20 protein-coding genes and 1 pseudogene are annotated in these 19,109 nt (G+C 69.5%); 10 read left to right on the top strand and 11 right to left on the bottom strand.

Features of this window, described 5'->3' with window-relative positions:
• Positions 1-122: 122 nt before the first annotated feature.
• The gene (locus BCF44_RS18845; RefSeq protein ID WP_116175640.1) at positions 123-821 is read left to right on the top strand and encodes a helix-turn-helix transcriptional regulator; all 699 of its coding nucleotides are present in this window, start codon (positions 123-125) and stop codon (positions 819-821) included.
• Positions 822-943: 122 nt separating this feature from the next.
• A complete protein-coding gene (locus BCF44_RS18840; protein ID WP_147328537.1) occupies positions 944-1,609 on the top strand; it encodes a hypothetical protein in 666 nt (221 codons plus the stop codon).
• A 72-nt stretch (positions 1,610-1,681) separates the two neighbouring features.
• Here BCF44_RS18840 and BCF44_RS18835 read toward each other — a convergent pair whose 3' ends face one another.
• Together BCF44_RS18835 and BCF44_RS55530 are read right to left on the bottom strand one after the other, a co-directional pair.
• Positions 1,682-3,094, bottom strand: coding sequence for a phospholipase D-like domain-containing protein (locus BCF44_RS18835; RefSeq protein WP_116175638.1), 1,413 nt, complete (start codon positions 3,092-3,094; stop codon positions 1,682-1,684).
• Between the two features lie 93 nt (positions 3,095-3,187).
• Positions 3,188-3,337 carry a hypothetical protein gene (locus BCF44_RS55530; RefSeq protein ID WP_170217606.1) on the bottom strand — a complete coding sequence of 50 codons (150 nt, stop codon included), beginning with the start codon at positions 3,335-3,337 and terminating at the stop codon, positions 3,188-3,190.
• Positions 3,338-3,433: 96 nt separating this feature from the next.
• On the opposite strand from BCF44_RS55530, the gene BCF44_RS18830 reads away from it, so the two are divergent.
• Together BCF44_RS18830 and BCF44_RS59180 are read left to right on the top strand one after the other, a co-directional pair.
• Complete coding sequence (locus tag BCF44_RS18830) at positions 3,434-4,087, top strand: DUF4230 domain-containing protein (RefSeq protein WP_211353096.1); 654 nt, start codon at positions 3,434-3,436, stop codon at positions 4,085-4,087.
• A 193-nt stretch (positions 4,088-4,280) separates the two neighbouring features.
• Positions 4,281-4,502 (top strand): annotated as a pseudogene (locus BCF44_RS59180) (cellulose binding domain-containing protein); the annotation flags it as partial.
• A gap of 132 nt (positions 4,503-4,634) precedes the next feature.
• Here the strand turns inward: BCF44_RS59180 and BCF44_RS57595 are convergent.
• Positions 4,635-5,528: an NHL repeat-containing protein gene (locus tag BCF44_RS57595; RefSeq protein WP_246015260.1), complete on the bottom strand. Its 894-nt coding sequence runs from the start codon at positions 5,526-5,528 to the stop codon at positions 4,635-4,637.
• 697 nt (positions 5,529-6,225) lie between these two features.
• Between BCF44_RS57595 and BCF44_RS18820 the strand changes: the two genes are divergently transcribed.
• Entirely contained in the window at positions 6,226-6,672 is a 447-nt protein-coding gene (locus BCF44_RS18820; protein WP_116175637.1) for an anthrone oxygenase family protein, read from the top strand.
• Positions 6,673-7,525: 853 nt separating this feature from the next.
• Here BCF44_RS18820 and BCF44_RS18810 read toward each other — a convergent pair.
• The 4 genes from BCF44_RS18810 to BCF44_RS18795 form a co-directional block, all read right to left on the bottom strand.
• Entirely contained in the window at positions 7,526-8,968 is a 1,443-nt protein-coding gene (locus BCF44_RS18810; RefSeq protein ID WP_116175636.1) for a serine/threonine-protein kinase, read from the bottom strand.
• 183 nt (positions 8,969-9,151) lie between these two features.
• Positions 9,152-9,712 (bottom strand): hypothetical protein, encoded by a 561-nt coding sequence (locus BCF44_RS18805; RefSeq protein ID WP_147328536.1) that lies wholly within the window; start codon positions 9,710-9,712, stop codon positions 9,152-9,154.
• Positions 9,713-9,879: 167 nt separating this feature from the next.
• On the bottom strand, positions 9,880-10,530 hold the full coding sequence (locus BCF44_RS18800) for a response regulator (RefSeq protein ID WP_116175634.1): 651 nt from the start codon (positions 10,528-10,530) through the stop codon (positions 9,880-9,882).
• On the bottom strand, positions 10,527-11,669 hold the full coding sequence (locus BCF44_RS18795) for a sensor histidine kinase (RefSeq protein ID WP_170217604.1): 1,143 nt from the start codon (positions 11,667-11,669) through the stop codon (positions 10,527-10,529). The genes BCF44_RS18800 and BCF44_RS18795 overlap by 4 nt, the downstream gene beginning before the upstream one ends.
• Positions 11,670-11,815: 146 nt before the next feature.
• Between BCF44_RS18795 and BCF44_RS18790 the strand changes: the two genes are divergently transcribed.
• The 3 genes from BCF44_RS18790 to BCF44_RS18780 all read left to right on the top strand — a co-directional run bounded on the left by BCF44_RS18790 (position 11,816) and on the right by BCF44_RS18780 (position 14,768).
• The gene (locus tag BCF44_RS18790; RefSeq protein WP_116175995.1) at positions 11,816-12,736 is read left to right on the top strand and encodes an ATP-binding cassette domain-containing protein; all 921 of its coding nucleotides are present in this window, start codon (positions 11,816-11,818) and stop codon (positions 12,734-12,736) included.
• Positions 12,733-13,515, top strand: a complete 783-nt coding sequence (locus BCF44_RS18785; RefSeq protein WP_116175632.1) for an ABC transporter permease subunit — start codon at positions 12,733-12,735, stop codon at positions 13,513-13,515. Before BCF44_RS18790 ends, BCF44_RS18785 begins: the two co-directional genes overlap by 4 nt.
• A 74-nt stretch (positions 13,516-13,589) precedes the next feature.
• Positions 13,590-14,768, top strand: a complete 1,179-nt coding sequence (locus tag BCF44_RS18780; protein ID WP_211353095.1) for an alpha/beta hydrolase family protein — start codon at positions 13,590-13,592, stop codon at positions 14,766-14,768.
• Positions 14,769-14,799: 31 nt separating this feature from the next.
• Here BCF44_RS18780 and BCF44_RS18775 read toward each other — a convergent pair whose 3' ends face one another.
• The 3 genes from BCF44_RS18775 to BCF44_RS18765 form a co-directional block, all read right to left on the bottom strand.
• Positions 14,800-15,204, bottom strand: coding sequence for an RHS repeat domain-containing protein (locus BCF44_RS18775; protein ID WP_116175630.1), 405 nt, complete (start codon positions 15,202-15,204; stop codon positions 14,800-14,802).
• Positions 15,205-15,584: 380 nt separating this feature from the next.
• Positions 15,585-15,872: an LLM class flavin-dependent oxidoreductase gene (locus tag BCF44_RS18770; protein ID WP_246015256.1), complete on the bottom strand. Its 288-nt coding sequence runs from the start codon at positions 15,870-15,872 to the stop codon at positions 15,585-15,587.
• 117 nt (positions 15,873-15,989) lie between these two features.
• Complete coding sequence (locus tag BCF44_RS18765; RefSeq protein ID WP_116175629.1) at positions 15,990-16,868, bottom strand: LysR family transcriptional regulator; 879 nt, start codon at positions 16,866-16,868, stop codon at positions 15,990-15,992.
• A 152-nt stretch (positions 16,869-17,020) separates the two neighbouring features.
• Between BCF44_RS18765 and BCF44_RS55525 the strand changes: the two genes are divergently transcribed.
• A complete protein-coding gene (locus BCF44_RS55525) occupies positions 17,021-17,281 on the top strand; it encodes a hypothetical protein (RefSeq protein ID WP_170217603.1) in 261 nt (86 codons plus the stop codon).
• A 487-nt stretch (positions 17,282-17,768) separates the two neighbouring features.
• Here the strand turns inward: BCF44_RS55525 and BCF44_RS18755 are convergent, their stop codons facing one another.
• Positions 17,769-18,401 (bottom strand): pyridoxamine 5'-phosphate oxidase family protein, encoded by a 633-nt coding sequence (locus BCF44_RS18755; protein WP_246015253.1) that lies wholly within the window; start codon positions 18,399-18,401, stop codon positions 17,769-17,771.
• 132 nt (positions 18,402-18,533) lie between these two features.
• Here BCF44_RS18755 and BCF44_RS18750 point away from each other — a divergent pair, with 132 nt between their 5' ends.
• Positions 18,534-19,007 (top strand): VOC family protein, encoded by a 474-nt coding sequence (locus BCF44_RS18750; RefSeq protein ID WP_211353094.1) that lies wholly within the window; start codon positions 18,534-18,536, stop codon positions 19,005-19,007.
• Positions 19,008-19,109: the final 102 nt, after the last annotated feature.

Raw genomic sequence — 19,109 nt, 5'->3', positions numbered from 1 at the left:
CGCGTCGATGGCCTCGCTGAAGCGGTGGGCCGCGGCGAACCTGCCCCCAGGAAGCCCGCCGCGACCAGGTCACATCAGGTGGATCAGTTCACGGGGTCCTGCCAGGCCCTTACGCTGAGACGGTGAACCGCACTGACCGCCTCTACGCGCTGGTCGAGGAGCTTCGAGCCGTGGCACCACGGCCACGCAGTGCCTCGTGGCTGGCACGGCGGTTCGAGGTCAGCGTGCGCACCATCGAGCGGGATCTCGACGCCCTGCGGCAGTCGGGCGTGCCGATCCTCAGTGACACCGGACGGGCCGGCGGATACAGCCTGGACCGGGATCGCACACTGCCACCCGTGACGCTGTCAGCCGGTGAGGCTCTCGCCATCAGCCTCGCGCTGCGGGCGGCGGAGTCCACCCCGTTGGCTGCGGCCGCACGCCGCGCTGGGCAGAAGGTGCTAGCGGTGTTGCCTGCTGAGGTGCGACGACGGGAGGAAGCACTCGCACGGCGGGTGCACCGGGTCGGGGACCACACGCCCACCACGAGTGCCGCAGTGGGCGATGTCCTGGCCGAGGCGATGGCCTCCGGGCGTGTGCTGCACCTCACCTACACCGACCGGGCCGGCGCCGCGACCACACGCGACGTCGAGCCGTTGGGCCTGCTGTGGGGGCCACGTGGCTGGTATCTGGCGGGCTGGTGCCGGCTCCGGTCCGCAATTCGCGGCTTTCAACTGGACCGGATCGTCTCGGTGGAGCTGTTGGACGAACGGGGTGCGCCGCGCGAGCAGCACTGGGCGGCTGAGTTGGCGCGCCTGGACGCCGAGCCGTTCACATCGTGACCTGAAACACCGACAGGACGCTGTCGCCGACGATCGCCAGGCTGTCGGTCATGGACAACGAGAAGCGCATGATCGTCTGGTGCAGGATGTGGAACGAGGACCCCTCGCTGGCACACGAGCTGATGACCGACGGCTGCGTGCAGTGGTCGAACCGCAAGGAGGGCCTGGACACGGTGGTCGGCCCGGACGAACAGGAACGGTTCGTCACCGACTATCGCGCGCGGCACGTCAACCTGTTCACCCCACGGGTGTTGGTCGACGCCGGAGATCAGTTCGCCTACCTGTGGGACGTGCGGACCCCCGAGGGGCAGGTGAGGACCGGCCTGGACGTCAATGTCTTGAGCGACGACCGCATCCACGAGAACTGGACGTTCGTGGGAGAACGGCATTGCGACCAGCCCGACCCCGAACCAGCGGCGGCGGGCCTGACCGACCCGGACGCGATTGAGCGGTTGGCGCGTTGCTGGGTGCAGCTGCGCAACGGCCAGGCCGAGCTGGCCCAGGAATTGGTGACAAGCGACTTCGCCCTGTTCTACGGGGAGAGCTCGGCCGGTGACGTGAACGGGCAGGCCGAGCTTGCTGCCCTGGTCGAAAAGAAGGCCGCCCCCGCCATCGCGATCCACCGGCATCCCGTCATCGACCTCGCCCGGGGTTCCGTCGCGTTCCTCTGGACCGCCGAAGCCACGGAAGACGGTGTCGCCGTCGGCGGAGTCGACCTTCTCACGGCGCGCGAGGGCCGGATCGCGCGCGCGTGGTCACTGACCGGGATTCGTGCTTTCCGCTACTGAAACGCTGCCCGTTGACGAGGATGCGTCAGGAACGACGGGCGCGCTGAGGTCCGCTGTGGAGCGCAGAGGACCTCATCCGTCGACCAGGAGTCCTCGAAGAGGGCCTTGCAGTCGCCCGGCTCGTCGCGAGACGTTCGGCAGCAGGGTGAGCCGGTGCCGGCTGCGGTGTTTGGCCAGCGGGCGCCACAGCCGGTCCACCACCGTCGCCGGCTCACCGTCCACTTGGGACAACGGTCGTTGCAGGTGCTCCGACCACAGGCGAAGACGGGTGTCGCGGATCAACTCGCCGTCGTCGGTCACCAGGTTGGCCTCGGTGTCGTTGAACAGCGAGTGCTCGTTGAGATTGGCCGATCCGACGGTCATCCACCGGTCGTCGACGATGCCGAGCTTCGCGTGCAGGTAGATGGGCACGGAGTTGGCACCGTCGTGTGCGGTGAGCGTGACCGCCAGCAGTCGACGGCCCCCGTTGTCAGCCTCGATCAGCCGGCCGAGCTGACCGCGGGTGGTGTCGGCGCCGTTGCTGGGTTTGCGAGGTAGCACGAGCACGACACGGAAGTCCTCAGACGGCGGCCGCCGCAGCTTGTCGATCAGCACGTCGGCGATCTCCGGCGACCACAGGAACTGGTTCTCCAGATATACCAGGCGTTCGGCCGAGCGCAGCGCGCGCAGGTAGGCGTCGAGGATGGTGAACTCGCCGCGTGGCGCGAAGTCGTAGGTCTTCTCCGGCAGCGTCCGCACGAACTGGACGGTCGACCGGCCCACCTCCGGCGGCGTCACCGGCGTCGGCAGACCTTCGCCCGCGGCCTCGGTCCACCGTTGCCGGAAGTGCTCGGCCACGTCGGCGACGATCGGGCCCTCGATCCGCATCATCACGTCGTGCCAGCCGATCGGCCGGTCGGCGGGATGACGGGGGCTGTCGTGCCGATCCCCCTGCAACGCGGTGAAGTCCACGCCGCCGACGAAGGCCAGCTCGTCGTCGATGATCACGATCTTCTCGTGGTGGCAGTGCAACGTCCGCTCGCGGGTGTCGAGGACGCAGCGGACCTTGCTGTCCCGGGTGAACTCGGCGCAGCCACGACGCACGCTGCGCCTGGTGGGTTGGAACACCGGCAGCGGCGGCCCCGCCCACAACAGCAGCCGGACCGCCGCGCGCTCGGCCGTCGTGGCGAGCAGATCCCGCAGCGTCGGCGCGCCGGGTTCCCGGGTGAGCCGGAACTCCGGGCTCGAATGCCAGCCCGCGATGTGCACCTGGCGTCGGGCGGCCTGGATCGCCGCCGCCATCGACGCCAGCGCCTTCTCGCCGTCGATCAGCACAGTGGCCCGGTTGCCCATGCGGCGGTCGCGATGCGGCGTGAAGCCCTCGTCGTCGGTCGCCGGCAGCACATCGCCCCAGCCCAGCCACCGCAACCGCCGCACGTGGTGGGCGGTGAGCACCGCTTCCAACCCGTCACCGAGCTGGTTGTCGAGCACGTCCAAGAGGCGCACGACTGCGAGTACCACGGCCGGGACGCGGTCAATCCTGATGGTCAGCCGCGCGGTCGAGGCCGGCCCGACGCCGCATGAGTCCGCCCTCTCACCCTATTCGTAGACGACAGTGTGCGATGGCACCGGGGAGGTTGGACTCGGCGCGTTGACCACGGCACCCTTGCGGTAGCCGCCGAACAGCAGGCCGAGCAACAGCACCACGAGGACAGCCAGCAGCAACCACAGCCAGATCGATCTACGCACTGCACCTCCCCGTGTTTCCCCTACGATGAATATCCGTACGCCCGCGTCATCAAACCGTGGACAGCACGGTACTGGCAGCGAGGGAGTCAAGTGCGCATGGGGACCTGGCACAAACGGGCCGTCGCCGCGATTGTCGCCGCGATCGTCCTGTTGGGGGCCGTGTTGGTCGGGTCGGCGGTACAACTGTTACCCCAATTGCGCAATCCATTCGCGGACACGACGCAGGAGCGGTCCGGGCCCGTTCTGCTCCAGTCGATCGTTCAGATGTCCCGGTACGAGGCCGCCAGCGGCACCTTCCAGGTGGTCGTGGACATCTCGTCGGGCAACTCGTTCCTGCCCAGCTTCCTCGAGGGCAGCGACACCATGTTCGTCGGTGTCGGCACCGTGAACGCATACGTCGACTTCTCGCACCTGACGGGCAACGCCGTCCACGTGTCCGACGACCGGCTGTCCGCCACGATCGCACTGGACCACGCCCAGTTGGCGCCAGCGGCACTGGACGTCAAACAGTCCTACGTCTACGCGCAGCAGCAGGGACTGTTCACCAGGATCAACGACTTCCTCAACGGCAACCCGAACTCCCAGCAGGCGCTCTACGAACTGGCACAGCGCGACATCCAACAGGCAGCCGGCAAGAGCGAGCTGACCGCCGACGCCGAACGCAACACCAAGGCCATGCTGGTCAGCCTGCTGGAGTCACTGGGTTTCAAGAACGTCACCGTAACCTTCGGCCGGCCGAACACCAACTGATCATGCCGGCACCGGCCGCGCCGCCCAGCACACTCCCCAGGCCCGCAAGCCGGATAGCCAGTGACCCGTACATTCTGTCCCCCACGACCGCGAGTGGCACCCAGTTCCAGATCCGCGTGCTGGACGCGAACGACACGCTGATCAACGGCGGGCGGGTGTACACGTTCTCACTGCCGGCGTCCTGCGGCACGCAGTGCGCCGCGGCCTACAGGTCAGCTACACGACCGGCAATGGTGGCGGTGGCACCACGACGACCACTCCCCCGTCCTCGTCCACCACGACGCCGCCCGGTGGGGGCACCGCGAGCGAGTCGACCACCAGCAGTTGGCCCGGCTGTTTCCAGGCCAGTGTCACCGTCACCAACAGCGGGACGGCGCCGATCAACTCCTGGACCGTCAACGGCAGGTTCCCCGGCAGCCAGACCGTCGCCAACTCGTGGAACGCCACGGTCACCCAGTCCGGCGCGCGACTGAGCTTCCCCTTGTCGAGGAGCAGGATCAGGTCCGCGCCGGTCACCGTCGAGAAGCGATGTGAGACGTTGACTTGGTCAGGCGCAGGCCGTCGCGACAGCGACGTTCCCCGAGTTCTCGTCGACGAGGAGCAGGTGGCCGTCGGGCCGGAAGGTCAGGCCTTGCGGCGCCCCGGCGCCGGTCACCAGCACGCTGACGGCACCGCTGGCGAGGTTCACCGCGTCCAGCTGGCCGGTACTGAGGTCGGCCACGTAGGCGATCCCGTTCCTGACAAGGACTTCGTCGAGCGAGCCGAAGCTGCCGATCGCCGTGACCTGCCCGGTGTTCGGGTTGACCCGGTCGAGGCCGGGCCGGTTTTCGACGGCGACCAGGATCGTGCCGTCACCGACAGGCGCCGCGGCGACCGGACGCCCGAGGTTGCTGGCCACCACTTTCGGCCCGCCGCTGAACGGCGGCAGCGGCACCGTGTCCAGCCTGCCCTGGGCGGCGTCCGGGAGCAGGAGCATGCCGGGCTCGAGCCCCAGGCCATCGACGCCCAGGTTGCCGTTCGCCGTCAGCTGGACCCACACCTGTTTCGTGTTCCTCACCGGATCGAAGACGACCACCCGATCCGAGCGTTGCTCCGCGAGTGCGAACTGGCCGGCGGGGAGTTGGATGACGCCCTCCGGATTCCGCGCGTCGGCGAAGGTCTTGACGAGACGGCCCTGCGCGTTCAGCTCGGTGACCTGGTTGCCGGTCACGTTGGTGATCCAGACGTTGCCGTCCTGCCCCACGGTGATGTCGTCGGCTCCGTTGATGTGAGCGAACGTCGGCAGCGAGCCGAACGCCACCGGCGCCGGACAGGCGGCGGGACGGACCGCCTGGGCATTGGCCGGGTGGCTCGGGATCCCGGCGCCCGAGGCCATCGAGCTCCCGAGCAGCAATGCTGGCGCGAGCAGCGCAGCGCGCGGCAGCCAACTCGACGTGTTCATCGCAGCGTCCTCTCCCACACAGCAGTCAGAGACCGCCACAGGCCCCTCGCCACGGCCAACTGAAGGCGAGTCCGGCGCCTCCGGCGGTGGGTCACAACGCCGGGCCGCGAGTGCAACGCTGTTGGGATCCCGACGTCGTTGAAGCATCCTTACGTTACGCCTGGAAATTGTTTTCCAAAAAGGACACTAGGTACATGGAACAGTGCGGGTCTGCTCGACATGGCCGCATTCCCTTGCTCTGTCCGCCGCTTCGGGGCATGCGTGGTACCCCTGGCCGCTCAAACGCGAGCATGCCGACGCGTCAACCCCGCTGCCGCGTCATACGTCGATCTGCTCGACGAGGCCACGATTCCGGAGACCTCACCGACGAACAGCTCACCGACATCGCGCGCCGGGCGCTGAAGGAGCTCATCGGCGCCTGTGGGTCCTCGAACCTGGCCGTGTGACGGATGGGACGGCTGCGACGTCACCCGTCCCACCCACCGAAGCTCTACCTCCACAGGTCAAGTCGTGGTTGACATCACCAGGAGCAGCGTCGGCCCAGGCAGCACAGCCAGGAGGACCGGCTGTGACGGCCACCGCCAGCACCACGTTCCGGTGCCGACATCAGCTCAATCTAGCACCGCTAGACAATCGAGCGCCGCTAGTACTAGCGTTGCCTCACCGGCTAGCAGCGCTAGGTTTCTGGAGGGGCACCATGCTCAGCACGCTCGAGGTCATCACGATCGTGGTCGTCGGCGTGATGGTTGGGGTGGAGTTCTCCGTCGCCTTCGTTCTCAACCGGATCTTCAACGCACTCCCCGCCGACAGTGATCAACTCGGCCGCGCCCACGGGGGCCGGATGCTCGGAGCCCTCATGCCGTTCTGGTACATCGGCTCGCTCGTCCTGAGCGCGGTTTGGGCCGTCGCCGGATGGCATCGCCCCGGCGCCGTCCTCGTCGTCATCGCCGCCGCGCTGCTGATCGTGAGCGTGATCATGTCGGTGCTGCTGCTCGTCCCGATCAACAACCGGGGCAAGACGTGGACCCCCGAGAACCGGCCCGAGGACTGGAAGGAGCAGATGAACCGCTGGGACCGCTACCACTACGTCCGCGTCGCCGTCCTCATCGCCGCCTTCGTCCTGCTGGCCTCCGCCCTCGCCTGAGCTTGGTCATCAAGTGGCCGTTGACTGCGCGGCGCAGCCGCTGGGCCGCCGGCCGGCCGCCGTACGCGGAAGTCAACGCGCCGAGCGGCGGGGAAACACGCTCATCGGTGATGCGCCTTCACTATGAGTTCACGGCCGAGGACGGGCGCCGATGGTGCCGGTAGCCCGCTCGCAGTGGGCATTCATGCGCGGCGCCTGGGGTGCGCTGAGCAGCACCTTCATTTCCTCGGCCCCGAAGACAGCGTCGACTGCGCGGTCGGATGTGCCGTGAGGCCGATGACGTAGAGCTTCCGTGTTCGATGCTCGAGGACGCCAGTGCGAACAGCCGATTGCCGGCGATCGTGTCCAGGCGGAAGAAGTCTGCGGCAATGATCCTTCGGCCTGGGCGGGTGAGGAATTCGCGCCAAGTGGGGCCAGTGCGGAGCGGTGCCGGGTCGATGCCGGCTGCATTCAGGATCTTCCAGACCGTGGACGCGCGATCCGGTGCCATAGCAGGGCCAGCTCCCCCCTGGATTCTGCGGCGCCCCCACCCCGGGTTCTCACGAGCTGTCGTCGCAGGACTGCGTTCTCGTGCCGCAGCACGAGCAGTTCGGCGCCTTTGGCGGTTCCCACCGCAGCAACACGACCGGCACGGACAGCAGTGCACGCGTTGCTCGGTACAACAGCGAGACGATCATCCGGGCAGCGCCCCAGCCACTACCGGAAGGTCAGGTTCCCAACTGCCACCTGCAGCGATGACTTACCGAGCCCCACAGGTTCCAACGACGCCATGGGGCTGTGGAACGTTGCCATGGTGACGAGCCAGTCCGAGCGCCGCCTGGCTACTACCAGGTCGTGCCGGGCTGCTGACCGGTCAGGACGGCTTGGCGATGACGGTGTTCCTCAGCTGAGTGCCGTCGGCGGAGGAGACCACGCAGAACACGTCGCGAGCGCCGTCCTCGGGCTCGGCCTCGGTCTTCTTGTGGTCCCACGCTTGCTGGTCGGGCACCAACGCACGGAACCGCAGCGAGCTGTCCTTGTCCACCGGCGCGATCTTGGCGCTGGCGAACAGCAACCCGCAGAACCCCTCGGCATCCCGGGCCAGCACCTCCTGACCCGGGTAGCCGCCCTTGTAGTTGGCGTCCAACTCCGTGTTGCTGCCGAAGACCTCGATGTCGTGCGGCTGGTCGCACGAGATCGCCGCAGTGTAGGCCCGGCCGGTCTGCAGGCTGCCGCCGGCACAGCTGCCCGTGTACAGCTTGAACTGGGGAATCTGGCCGCCCGTGCCGTAGGTCCACGTCGTCTGCAGGGCCGGAGAGCTGACGGCCGTCGCCGTGACGCCGAACCGACCGGTCAGCCACCCGCCACCAAAGCACACGGCGGCCAGCAACACCGCCGAGCCGACCAGCACCGCCGTCCGCGTGAACCGCCTGCCCGGCACCTGAGCCTGCTTGGTAACCACTTGGGTGGTGGGACCCGCCTGGACCTGGCTGCTGGCCAGTCCCAATAGGTGCATCGCCTGCGCGGCGGACAGCCGCGCGTCCGGCGTGGCGATCAGCAGGCCCATCACCGCCGAGGCCAGCGGCCCGCGGCAGCGACTGAGGTACGGCACCTCGTTCGCCACCGCGTACAGGGTGGCGGCGGTGGTGGGACGTTCGAACGCGGCGTAGCCCTCCACCGCGAAGAACAGCGTCGCACCGAGCGCCCAGAGGTCGGTCGCCGGCGACGCCACGGCGTACTGAATCCGTTCGGGCGCAAGGTAACCCGGTGATCCGACGACCGCACCGGTGCTGGTCAGCCGGGGATCGTCGTCGATCCGCGCGATGCCGAAGTCTGCCAGCTTCACGCGACCCGAGGGCAACACCATGATATTGCCGGGCTTCACGTCGCGGTGCACGATGCCGGCCGCGTGCGCACTCTCCAGCGCCGCGAGCACCTGCGTGCCCAGCGCCGCCGCCATAGCCGGCGGCATTGGGCCGTTCGCGTTCACCCACTGCGTCAGCGTCGGGGCCTCGACCAGCTCCATCACCAGGAACAGGCTGCCGTTGTCGGCCACCACGTCGAACACCGTGACCACCGTCGGGTCGTTGAGCCGGCCGGCGCTGCGGGCCTCTCTCAGGACCCGTTCCTCCAGCACCTCGCGGCGTTCGCCGTTCAGGCCGTCGGGCAGCCGCAGCTCCTTCACCGCGACCTGCCGTCCGATCACCCGGTCCTCGGCGCGCCACACCACCCCCATGCCACCGCGGCCCAGCTCCGCCAGCAGTGCGTATCTCCCGGCTACCAGCCGTTGCGTCTCCGGTGTGGCCACGTGCGACATCCTCCAGCGAAGTTCCCGGCCGCGTGCGTGGACGAACAGTACAGACGTGCGCTGCGCCCCCAACACGGAACTGGGATCATTCTGGAAGCAGGCGAGTTTCTCTGCACGGTGCGTGATCCGCCAACCGCTCTCGGTGGATGTTCAACCGCGAGACCGCTACCCGAGTGGTGAGACCGCAGCGGGTCAACTCCGGCCCAGGGTGAACGACGAGAGGCCAGCCGCGTTCTCCACCGAGTACCGGTTGGCCGCAGTGTTCCAACCCGGCGTGGCCAGCGCGGTCGAGCCCGCGATGCCTGTGTGGACCGTGCCGTCGATGGTGGCCTCCCCGGCACCGCCGGCGAACAGCACCCGCGCCTCGACCCGACTGGGCAGCCGGACCTCGAAGCTGGACGCGCCGCCGGTCATCCGCACCGGCACGGTCTCCCGCGGCGGTGGCAGCACCGCGGTGATCCGGCCGGCCCCGGCATGCAAGTCGAGTTCGGCGAGCCGTCCACCGGACAGGTCGACGTTCTCCTCATTGGCCCCGCCGTCCAACGCGATCCGCCACACCACAACAGAGTTCAGGTCGATGACCACGTTCCCCGGTCCGGCCGACCGCACCGACACCCGTACCACGTCGCCCTGGACCTCGACCTGGGCCGGATCCTGGGTCCGGTACAACGCGGTACCCAGGTTCGCCGAGCGCACGAGCACCGAGCTCGCACCACCGACCACGTCCAGTTCCGCGGTGTGCCGGGTGTTCACACCGGCAGGTTGCGCTCCGATCGGGGAGATCACAGCCTGGCCGGAGCAACCAGCGAGCAGCAGGCACACCAGAGTGAGCAGACTCTTCCGCACGAGCGCTGGCTGCCCGCCCGCCGTCGTCGGCAAACCACGGGCGCGAACCATGGGAATTTTCGTCCATTCCTCGTTCACATCGCGGCGAGCCCGGCCCGGTAGGCGAGGATCACCAGGTGCACACGGTCGCGCGCGGCCAGTTTGAGCATGAGGTGCCCGACGTGGGTTTTCGCGGTCCCGGCGGTGATGTGCAGCCGTAGCCCGATCTCGGCGTTGGACAACCCGGCCGCGACCAGGGCGAGGACTTCCCGTTCCCGCGCGGTGATCGTGGTGGGCAGGTCCGCGCGCGGGGACGGCCCGACCGGCCGGGCCGCGAATTCCGCGATGAGCCGGCGCGTCACGCCAGGAGCGAGTAGCGCATCTCCGGCCGCGACCACCCGGATCGCCGCCAGCAGCTCGGCCGACGGGGTGTCCTTGAGCAGAAAGCCGCTCGCACCGGCGCGCAGGGCCTCGAACACGTACTCGTCCAGGTCGAACGTGGTCAGCACGAGCACCCGCACCCCGGTCAGCTCCGCGGTGATCCGCCGGGTCGCCTCGATGCCGTCCAGCTCCGGCATCCGGATGTCCATCACGACGACGTCGGGCCGGTGCACTGCCGCCAGCCGGACCGCCTCCACGCCGTTCGCGGCCTCCCCGACGACATCGAGATCGTCGGCCGAGCCGACGATCTCGCGGAACCCGGCCCGGACGAGGGCTTGGTCGTCGGCGATGAGCACCCGGATCACCAGCGGTCCCCGTCCGGCAGCCGCGCGGCGACCTCGAACCCGCCGGGCACCGGGCCGGCGCGCAGCTCGCCGGCGCAGAGCGCGGCCCGCTCGCGCATCCCGACCAGCCCATGCCCGCCTGGGCCGGGCGGCCCGCCACGGCCGTCGTCAGTGACCGTCAGCAGCACTGCGTCCTGCCCGTAGGCGATCGTGACGCGGCACGTCGGGGTCCCAGCATGCTTGACCACGTTCGTCAGGGCTTCCTGCACGATCCGGTATGCCGAGACGTCGACCCCCGCGGGCAGCGGCCGTGGCATGCCGCGCACGACCACGTCGACGTTGACTCCGGCGGCCGCCGTGCGCGCGACCAGGCCGTCCAGCCCGGCCAGGCCCGGCGCCGGTCCGAGCACGCCCCGCGAGTCGGTGTCCCGCAACACACCCAGCATCCGGCGCAGCTCCGTCAGCGCATCGCGGCCGGTGGTCTCGATGACGCCGAGCGCGGCGGCCGCGGCGGCGGGCTTGCGGTCGAACACCAGCCGGCCCATGTCGGCCTGGACGGTGATCACGCTCATGCTGTGTGCGACGACGTCGTGCAGTTCCCGCGCGATGCGCAGGCGCTCGTCGGCGACCAGCGCGTCGGCTTCGCGTTCCCGCTGCGTCGCAAGGGCTTCCGCGTACCCGCGATACTGCGCCCGCAACGACCCCGCACCCCACCCGATCACCACGACGGCACCCGGGAGCAGCACCGTCACCCACTGTCCATTCCAGACGGTTGCGGCGGCGACCGCGACCAGGATCGCCGCGAGCGCCGCGTACGCGCGGCGGGAACCCCGCGCCGCGACCGAATACGCGACCAGCGCCATCGGCACGGAAGCGAACGGCACCACCGGCACCACCGACGTCGCCAGCGACATGCCGAACGCCGGGATACCCAGCCCGAACGCCACCCACGGCCACCGTCGGCGCAGCAGGAGCGGCACGGCAAGGAGAGTGGCGCCGAGCAGACCGACCCACCGCGACGCCGGCGCCGCGTCGCTGTGCCCGCCGAGTAGCGTGCCGCCCCACACCAGCGCGACCGCGACGGCCGCGACGCAGTCCAGCGCGAACCAGTGTCCCGGCCGCAGCCGCCGCAGCAGCGGCGGGCGCACGTCCATCCCCATCGCCCGACCGTAGTCGGGCGTCACCGCCGCGCGCATCACTCTCCGGACGTATGCCCACGGGTATAGGCCGCAGGGTGCCTGCCCGTGCGGCGATGACGGCTCCCCCGCCGTCCCGGCACGGTGGAGCGGCCAGAAAGGGAGTGCCGATGATCGAAGCCGACGAGCTGACCAAGACCTACGGCCGCCGCCGCGCGGTGGACCAGCTGACCTTCCGCATCCTGCCCGGGCGGGTGACTGGATTCCTCGGACCCAACGGTGCGGGCAAATCCACCGCCATCCGGCTGATCCTCGGCCTGGACTCGCCGACACACGGCCGCGTGCGGGTCGACGGGCGGCCTTACCGCGGGCTGGACCGGCCGTTGCGGCAGGTCGGCGCGCTGCTCGACGCGAACGCCGTCCACGGCGGCCGCCGCGCCCGCGATCACCTGCGCTGGCTCGCGCAGACCAACGACATCCCGCACGGCCGGGTTGCCGAGGTGCTGCGCCTGACCGGCCTGGCCGAGGTGGGGCATCGGCGTGTCGGCGGGTTCTCGCTCGGGATGAAGCAGCGGCTCGGGATCGCCGCGGCCCTGCTCGGCGACCCGCAGATCCTGATCTTCGACGAGCCGGTCAACGGCCTTGACCCCGACGGCGTGCACTGGATCCGCGGGCTGATCCGGTCGCTGGCCGCCGAGGGCCGCACGGTGCTGATCTCCAGCCACCTGATGAGCGAGATGCAGCTGACCGCCGACCACGTGCTCATCCTCGCCCGCGGCCGGCTGCTGTCGGACTCCGGCATGGCGGAGTTGGTCCGCTCGGGCTGCGGCGACGTGCTGGTGCGCGCCGCCGGTGACACGCCGCTCGCCGCGCTGCTCACCGCTCGCGGGGCCACGGTGGCGCCGGAACCCGGCCAGGGCCTGGCGGTGACAGGTCTCGACCCGGGCGAGATCGCTGCGGTGGCCGCCACGCACGGCATCGCGCTTGTCGAACTGACTCCGCGCGCGCCGTCGCTCGAGGAAGTCTTCCGCCGCATCACCGATCCCGAACTCCAGTACCGCGCCGAGCCACACCGGGAGGACGCCCGATGACCCTGTTCCCGACCAGCCTGGTCGCCGCCGAGTGGACCAAACTGCGCTCGGTCCGGTCGACACCGTTGATCCTCGCCGTCGCGACGGTCGCCACCATCGGGATCGCGGTGTTCCAGGCCCGCTCGACAGTCGGCGCATGGGACGGCTGGGCAGCTCGCGCCCGCGCCGAGTTCGATCCCGTGTTCACGACGCTCACCGGATTCCAGGTGGCACAGCTGGCTTTCGGGCTGCTCGGCATCCTGGCCGTCACCACGGAATACGGCACGGGCACAATTCGCTCGACCTTCGCCGCGGCGCCCCGGCGCGGCCAGGTGCTCGCGGCGAAGCTGCTCGTCCTCGGCGCCGTGGCGCTGGTGGTCGGGGAGGCGCTGGCGTTCGCCGCCTTCTTCGCCGGGCAGTGCGTGCTGGCGGGCAAGCACCTGGACGTCACACTCGGCGACCCGAACGTCCTGCGCGCGGTGCTGGGCCAGGGTTTCTACCTGGGCACAGTCACGATCCTCGGCGCCGCGATCGGCACCCTGCTCCGGCACACCGCGGGCGCGATCGCACTCACCACCGGCCTGCTGTTCCTGTCCACCATGGTGTTCAAGGCGATCTCCCCCGACGGCTCCACGGCCTTGATCCATTGGGCTCCGGCCGCGGCAGCAGAAGGCCTGACGTGGACAACGTTCCACGACCCCGACTGGCCGACCGCGGGATTCGCCCTGGTCGTCTGCCTGACCTACCTCACCGTCAGCGTCACGGCGGCGGCCTGGCGCCTGACCCACCACGACGTCTGAGCCCGGGCTTGGCACTTCGGTGGCCGCGACCCCAAAGGCCAATGACAGCAACAATCACAACCCGAGGAGAGCGTGTGAAAGCAAGCCGCATGGGACGCCTCGCGGCCCTGGGCATCGGCGCGTTGTGCGTGGTGGGATCCATCCACGCGGCCAACGCCACCCCGGCGGCGGGGCCACTCCAGCTCACCCTGCCGCCGCCCACCGGACCCCATTCGGTCGGCACGGTGTCTCTGCATCTCGTTGACCCGTCCCGGCATGACCCGACGGCCGCCCGGAACGCGCCGCGGGAACTGATGATCAGCCTGTGGTACCCGACCGGCCGTATCGGAGGGTATCCGGTGGTGCCCTGGCTTCCGGCGGGGGCGGCGGCCCGGTTTCTCGCCGACAACGGGCTCACCCCTGGTCAGGTCCGAGTTCCGCTGACCCACGGCCACGAGGGCGCTCCGGTCGACCGGCACGAGGGCCGGCTGCCGATCGTGGTGTACTCGCCCGGCCACGGCTCCGTCCGGTCGGCGAGCACGGTGGTGGTGGAGGAGCTGGCGAGTCGGGGTTATCTGGTGGTCACGATCGACCACACCTACGACGCGGAGGTGGTGGAGTTCCCCGACGGCCACGTGGTGCGGGGGTTGCCCGACGGTGTGGAGGCTGATCCGGCGCGGACGCGGGTGGCTGACGTCCGGTTCGTGCTCGACCAACTGCGGCTGCTCAACACCGGAGGCAACCCCGACGCCGAACGCCGCCGACTGCCCGACGGCCTCCGTGGTGCGCTGGATCTGTGCCGCATCGGCACGTTCGGCGAGTCCGCCGGCGGCAGCGCCACCGCCAACACCATGTTCGAGGATCGGCGGATCAGGGCTGGCCTCAGCATGGACGGTCCGATGTTCGGTCCGGTGGTCACCGGCGGGCTTGATCGGCCGTTCATGTTGATGGACGCCAACCGTACCAGCCGAAAGCTGCTGGCCGACCAGCAGACGTTCTGGTCGAACCTGCGTGGTTGGCGGCTCAACACCGGACTTCCCGGCGCGGCACACGTCTCCTATGGGGACGAGGAGCTGATCGTGCCGCAGATCGCGCCGCTGCTCGGCTGGTCCCAGGACGAGATCGACAAGCAGATCGGCACGCCCCGGCCGGAACGCGTCGAGGCGGTGCAGCGGGCCTATCCGCTGGCATTCTTCGACCTGCAGCTTCGACACCAGGGCCACCTGCTGGACGGTCCATCCCGTCGGTACCCGGAGGTGACCTTCATTCCCTGAGCGGCGACGTCCGAGTCCGGCGCGGCCTCGATCACACATCAGCCCGACACCGCCAGACGAGAGATATGACCGTGGTCCCGTTGGGGTACTGCGTGGCACGCACCTGGCTGTCGGCGTCGTAGCCGAAGACGGTCTGATTGTTGTTCCAGACCGTGACCGAGTGCAGCCGTTCGGCGTCGTCGTAGCCGCGCTGCACCGGCGGTGTCTGGCCGGGATAGGTGATCGACGTCAGGTTGCCGCCGTTGTCGTACCCGTATCCGACCGATGCACCGGATCCCTGCGTCTGCGCCGTCGTTTCGCCGAACGTGTCGTAGGTCCACATCGAGTTGCCGGTGTAGCCGTAGCTGGTCTTGGCGCCCAGGCCGTCGATGGTGTCGGCCAGGGTGCCGTCGGGGTTGTAGTCGCTGATCTGAGTCGTGCTGTCGGCGTGGGTCACCTTGATGGCCCGGCCGGCCGGGACGTACGTGGTGGTGACGGAGTGGTTGTTGGCGTCGGTGTCGACGTCTTGTCGCCGTCGGCGTCGGCGTCGGCGTCGGCGTCGGCGTCGGCGTCGAAGCTTGCGGTCGCTGTGTGGTTGAGGGGGTCAGTGGTCCGCGGGACGTTGCCGTACGCGTCGTGGCCGTAGGTTGTGCACCCCTTGGCCGGCGGGGTGCAGCCAGGTGTGACTCCGGCCGCGGTGCCGTTGGCGTCGACGGGGTCGTTACGATCTCCTGACCTGGGCCAGCTACGAGATCTCCCGCTGGGACGGCCGGATCCTGTGGCAGCTCGGCGGCAAGGCCAGCTCGTTCACGCCGGTGGCCGCGCCCGGCCAGGAGCTCAACAGCGCCGGAGCGCGACGATCGGCTTGATCCGCTCGGTGAGCTGGCCGACCGCCGAGGCGACCACGAACGAGTCCGCGCCCGCCGCCCCGTAGGGCAGCAGCGTGTAGTCGAACCCGCCTTCTTCCAGCGCCTGGACGTAGGTGCGGAAGTACGCCACGTCGATGCCCCTGGTCGGGACCGGGTTCAGTTCCGTCGACGGGTTGAGGTGCGACAGGCTGATGAACTCGACCTTCCGCGCGGCGGTCGCCGGGATCGCCTGGTCGAAGGAGGGCGCGCTGGTCATGACGGTTCCGATCCCCTGTCTGTGGTGCCGGGTGCCGCGCTGGGAACGTATGGCGGCCGTGCTGGCCACGTCCAAGACAAGTGCGCGATCGATTTCGATAGCCCGGCCTTATCGACCTCACGCGCCCCGCACCAGATGCAGGTGGGGTCGCTGGGTGAAGAACTCGGTGCCGCCCGCGAGCGCGGTCTGCTCGACCGCCGGCGCCAGGCCACGGCGCACGACCATCCGGAGGTGCACCGTGCCGGCGTCGGGCAGTTCGCCCTGGACGCTCAGTCCCTCCGCCCGCCCGCCCGCGTTGGGCAACAGGGCCACGCCCAGACCGGCGCGGACGCCGGCCAGCACGCCCTCCAGCGTCGTCGACTGAGCCACGACTTCGACGCGGAGCCCATCGTCGACGAGGGTCGACTGCGCCCGGTCGCGCAGGCCGCACGGTTCCTCGAATGCGATCAGCGGCCACGCTTGGCCATCCGTCGGCGGCGTCCATCCGCGCGCCGCGTACCAGACCAGCGGCAGCTGCCCCACCAGATGTCCCGCTCCCCGGCCGCTGGGGTCGAGCACGAACGCGAAGTCGACCGTCCCCTTGCCGACCGCCTCGGCCAGCTGGGTGGACCGACCGATCTCGAACCGGGTGGCGCTGTCGGGGAACGCGGCCCTGAGCGCGCGAATCATCTCCGGCAGGATCTGGCCCGCGCTGTGCTCGGTCGAGCCGACGACGATCGTCTTGTCCGGCTCTGCCGCAAGGCGCGTCAGCGCCGCGTCGTGGACGTCGATGATCCGCCGCGCCTCGGCCAGCACCTGCTCGCCGTCGTGGGTGAGGCGCATGTGCCGCCCGTCCCGCTCGAACAGCTTGCGCTTGAGGCCCCGTTCGAGCAGCCGCACGTGCTGGCTCAGCGCCGGCTGGCTGATGTGCCGCGCCGCCGCTGCCTTGCCGAAGCCGCCGCACTCGGCGATCGCGACCAGCGTCCGCAGGTGCTCGAGATCGAGCGATGCAGTCATGCCCCGGTTACAGCCCAACGGCATGCCCATCGAAGCGCCTGACCACCATGCGGGAACCTCACGTCTACCTCTTGCCGCAGACCACAAGGCTGAAACTCCCATAATATGGACGTCAGGGTGGTACGGGCCGACTGCGCCTATCGTGCGATGTCATGCGGGCGATACAGGTCACGCCGTTCGGTGGCCCTGAGGCACTCGCGGTGACCGAGCCCGTGGCGGGCGACGGGCGGCTCGTCGTGGCCGTCACCGCGGCAGGGGTGAACCATGCCGACGTCTCCCGGGTCACCGGGACCTATTCGCCGGCGGTCGAACTTCCCTTTGTTCCGGCGCGCAGCTGGTTGTTCGACAGGCCCACGATCGCGACGGTCCGCGCGGTGTCGAGGACCCGCCGAATTTCGAGCGGATCCTGGTAGCGCTCAGGAACGGTCATGCCGACGGGACCTCCTCCCGCACGGTGGCGGCGAGGTGGGCGAAGCCCTGTTCGAGGTCCCACACCAGGTCCTCGACCGACTCGCCGGGCCTGAACAGCGACGAGGGCAGCATCAACGTGTATGTGGACGGCGCGTTGAACCAGGCGGTGTCCGTAGCCGGCTCGGGTGACCCGCACCGCCGAGCAGGCCCTGGTGTCCGTCACAGGGTTCACCCCTGGCGGCCATACAATCCAGCTGACCAGGGTGAGCGGCAGCCGCGTGGTGCTGGACGGGCTGGTCGTCCTCCCCACGGCCATCACGCCGGTCCACGACATCACCTCTCGACTTTCGCACTGCGGTCGACTAGGTGTTCGACGCTCTGCTGTCCTCGCGATGCCTGGAGGCTCGCAGCTATGAGCGTGCGGTCAGTGTTGCCGCTGATGCCCCTCAACCCCGTACCCCCCGTGGCTCACGGTCGGGCATGGCCGGACTACAAGTCGGCGGAGAAGTCGGCAGTGAACCAGCGGTCGGGGCGGACGGTGAACAACACACTGTCGCTACCGTCGACGCGGTGCGCGAACTCGCGTCCGCCTTCCTCGCCGAGATAACGGATGGCGATAGCTTCCCGAGCCTCCGCCGGTGACGGCGTGGTGGCCTCGACGACGGTGCCCTCGACGACCACGTACTGGTAGGGCAACTCTTCGCGCTGAACCACAAGGGTCACCGCGCCGGCCCGCTCGATGAGCTTGGCCTTGCGCCGCGAGACGCCCGTGTTGACCCGGATGTTCCCTCCTGGGGTGTAGTCGTACCAGATCGGGACGCTGGCCGGCGGGCGGCCGTCGGCGGCAACCGACAGCACGGCGACGTGCTTTCCCGCGAGGAACTGCTGACGTTCGGCCTCGGTGAACGCTTTCGGCATGTGGACCCGAACGTCCTGGCTCGCGGCGCTATTCCCGGGCATGCGTCGCCGGCCGGATCTTGACAGGTGCAGGGGCCGTGGGTGGCGGCGCTCGCGGGACTGATCTCCCATGGCAGCGTGCCCCAGATGACACAGAGGGGCGGTTGGCGATTCGGCGACGATGACCGCGTCGGGCAGCAGTGTCCGGGCCAGGGGCTCGAACACGGCATCGGGCGGTTGACGTCGGGGCTGGCGGGTCCAGCGGCGCGGCCGGAGAGTCTGGCAAGTTGAGGAGCTGGCCGAGGTGAGCGCGACATCGGCGATGGCGTCGCCGACTGGGGCGCGACAGCTTCGGCGATGTCGTTGGTGATGGGCCAGCGACCGACGAACGTGACCATCCTCAACGCCTACGCCCGCGTGTGGAGCGACAACCTCGACGACGCGCTCCCGCTGCTACAGCGGCTCGCCGGCGAACGACCACACCTCCGACTGCCCTTCCACGCGATCGAGCTGGCGGCGATCGGCGACTTCCTGGTAATCGCCGGTCCCGCCGAGGAACGCGCGAAGTACGCACACGCCTCCGCCACGGTCGTCGTCGACGATCTCGATGCCGTGCACGCCATCCTGACCGACGCGGACGCCACCATCACCGCACCACCGACACCGTCGCCTACCGGCGGCTTCCTCTACGCCGGGCACGCCGACGGCGTGGAAGTCGAATACGTCCAATGGACCACGGACCTGGTCGGGCACATTCTCGAGCAAGGCACGCCTGCTGATCTCGCCGCCTCGAACCGCCACCAGCCGGCCATAGGTGGCAGCATTGACTGACGTTCCCGTCCCCACTCGCGATTTCGCATGCATCCGCCCATCGACAGGAGCGGAAGGCCACACACGCGCGGCGGCGTGAGGGTGCGTTCAGGACGTCCGGCG

Source organism: Kutzneria buriramensis (assembly GCF_003387475.1).
GTDB classification, from domain to species: domain Bacteria; phylum Actinomycetota; class Actinomycetes; order Mycobacteriales; family Pseudonocardiaceae; genus Kutzneria; species Kutzneria buriramensis.
Note: the sequence above shows the minus strand (reverse complement) of the source record. Positions and strands in the feature narration are given on the sequence as shown.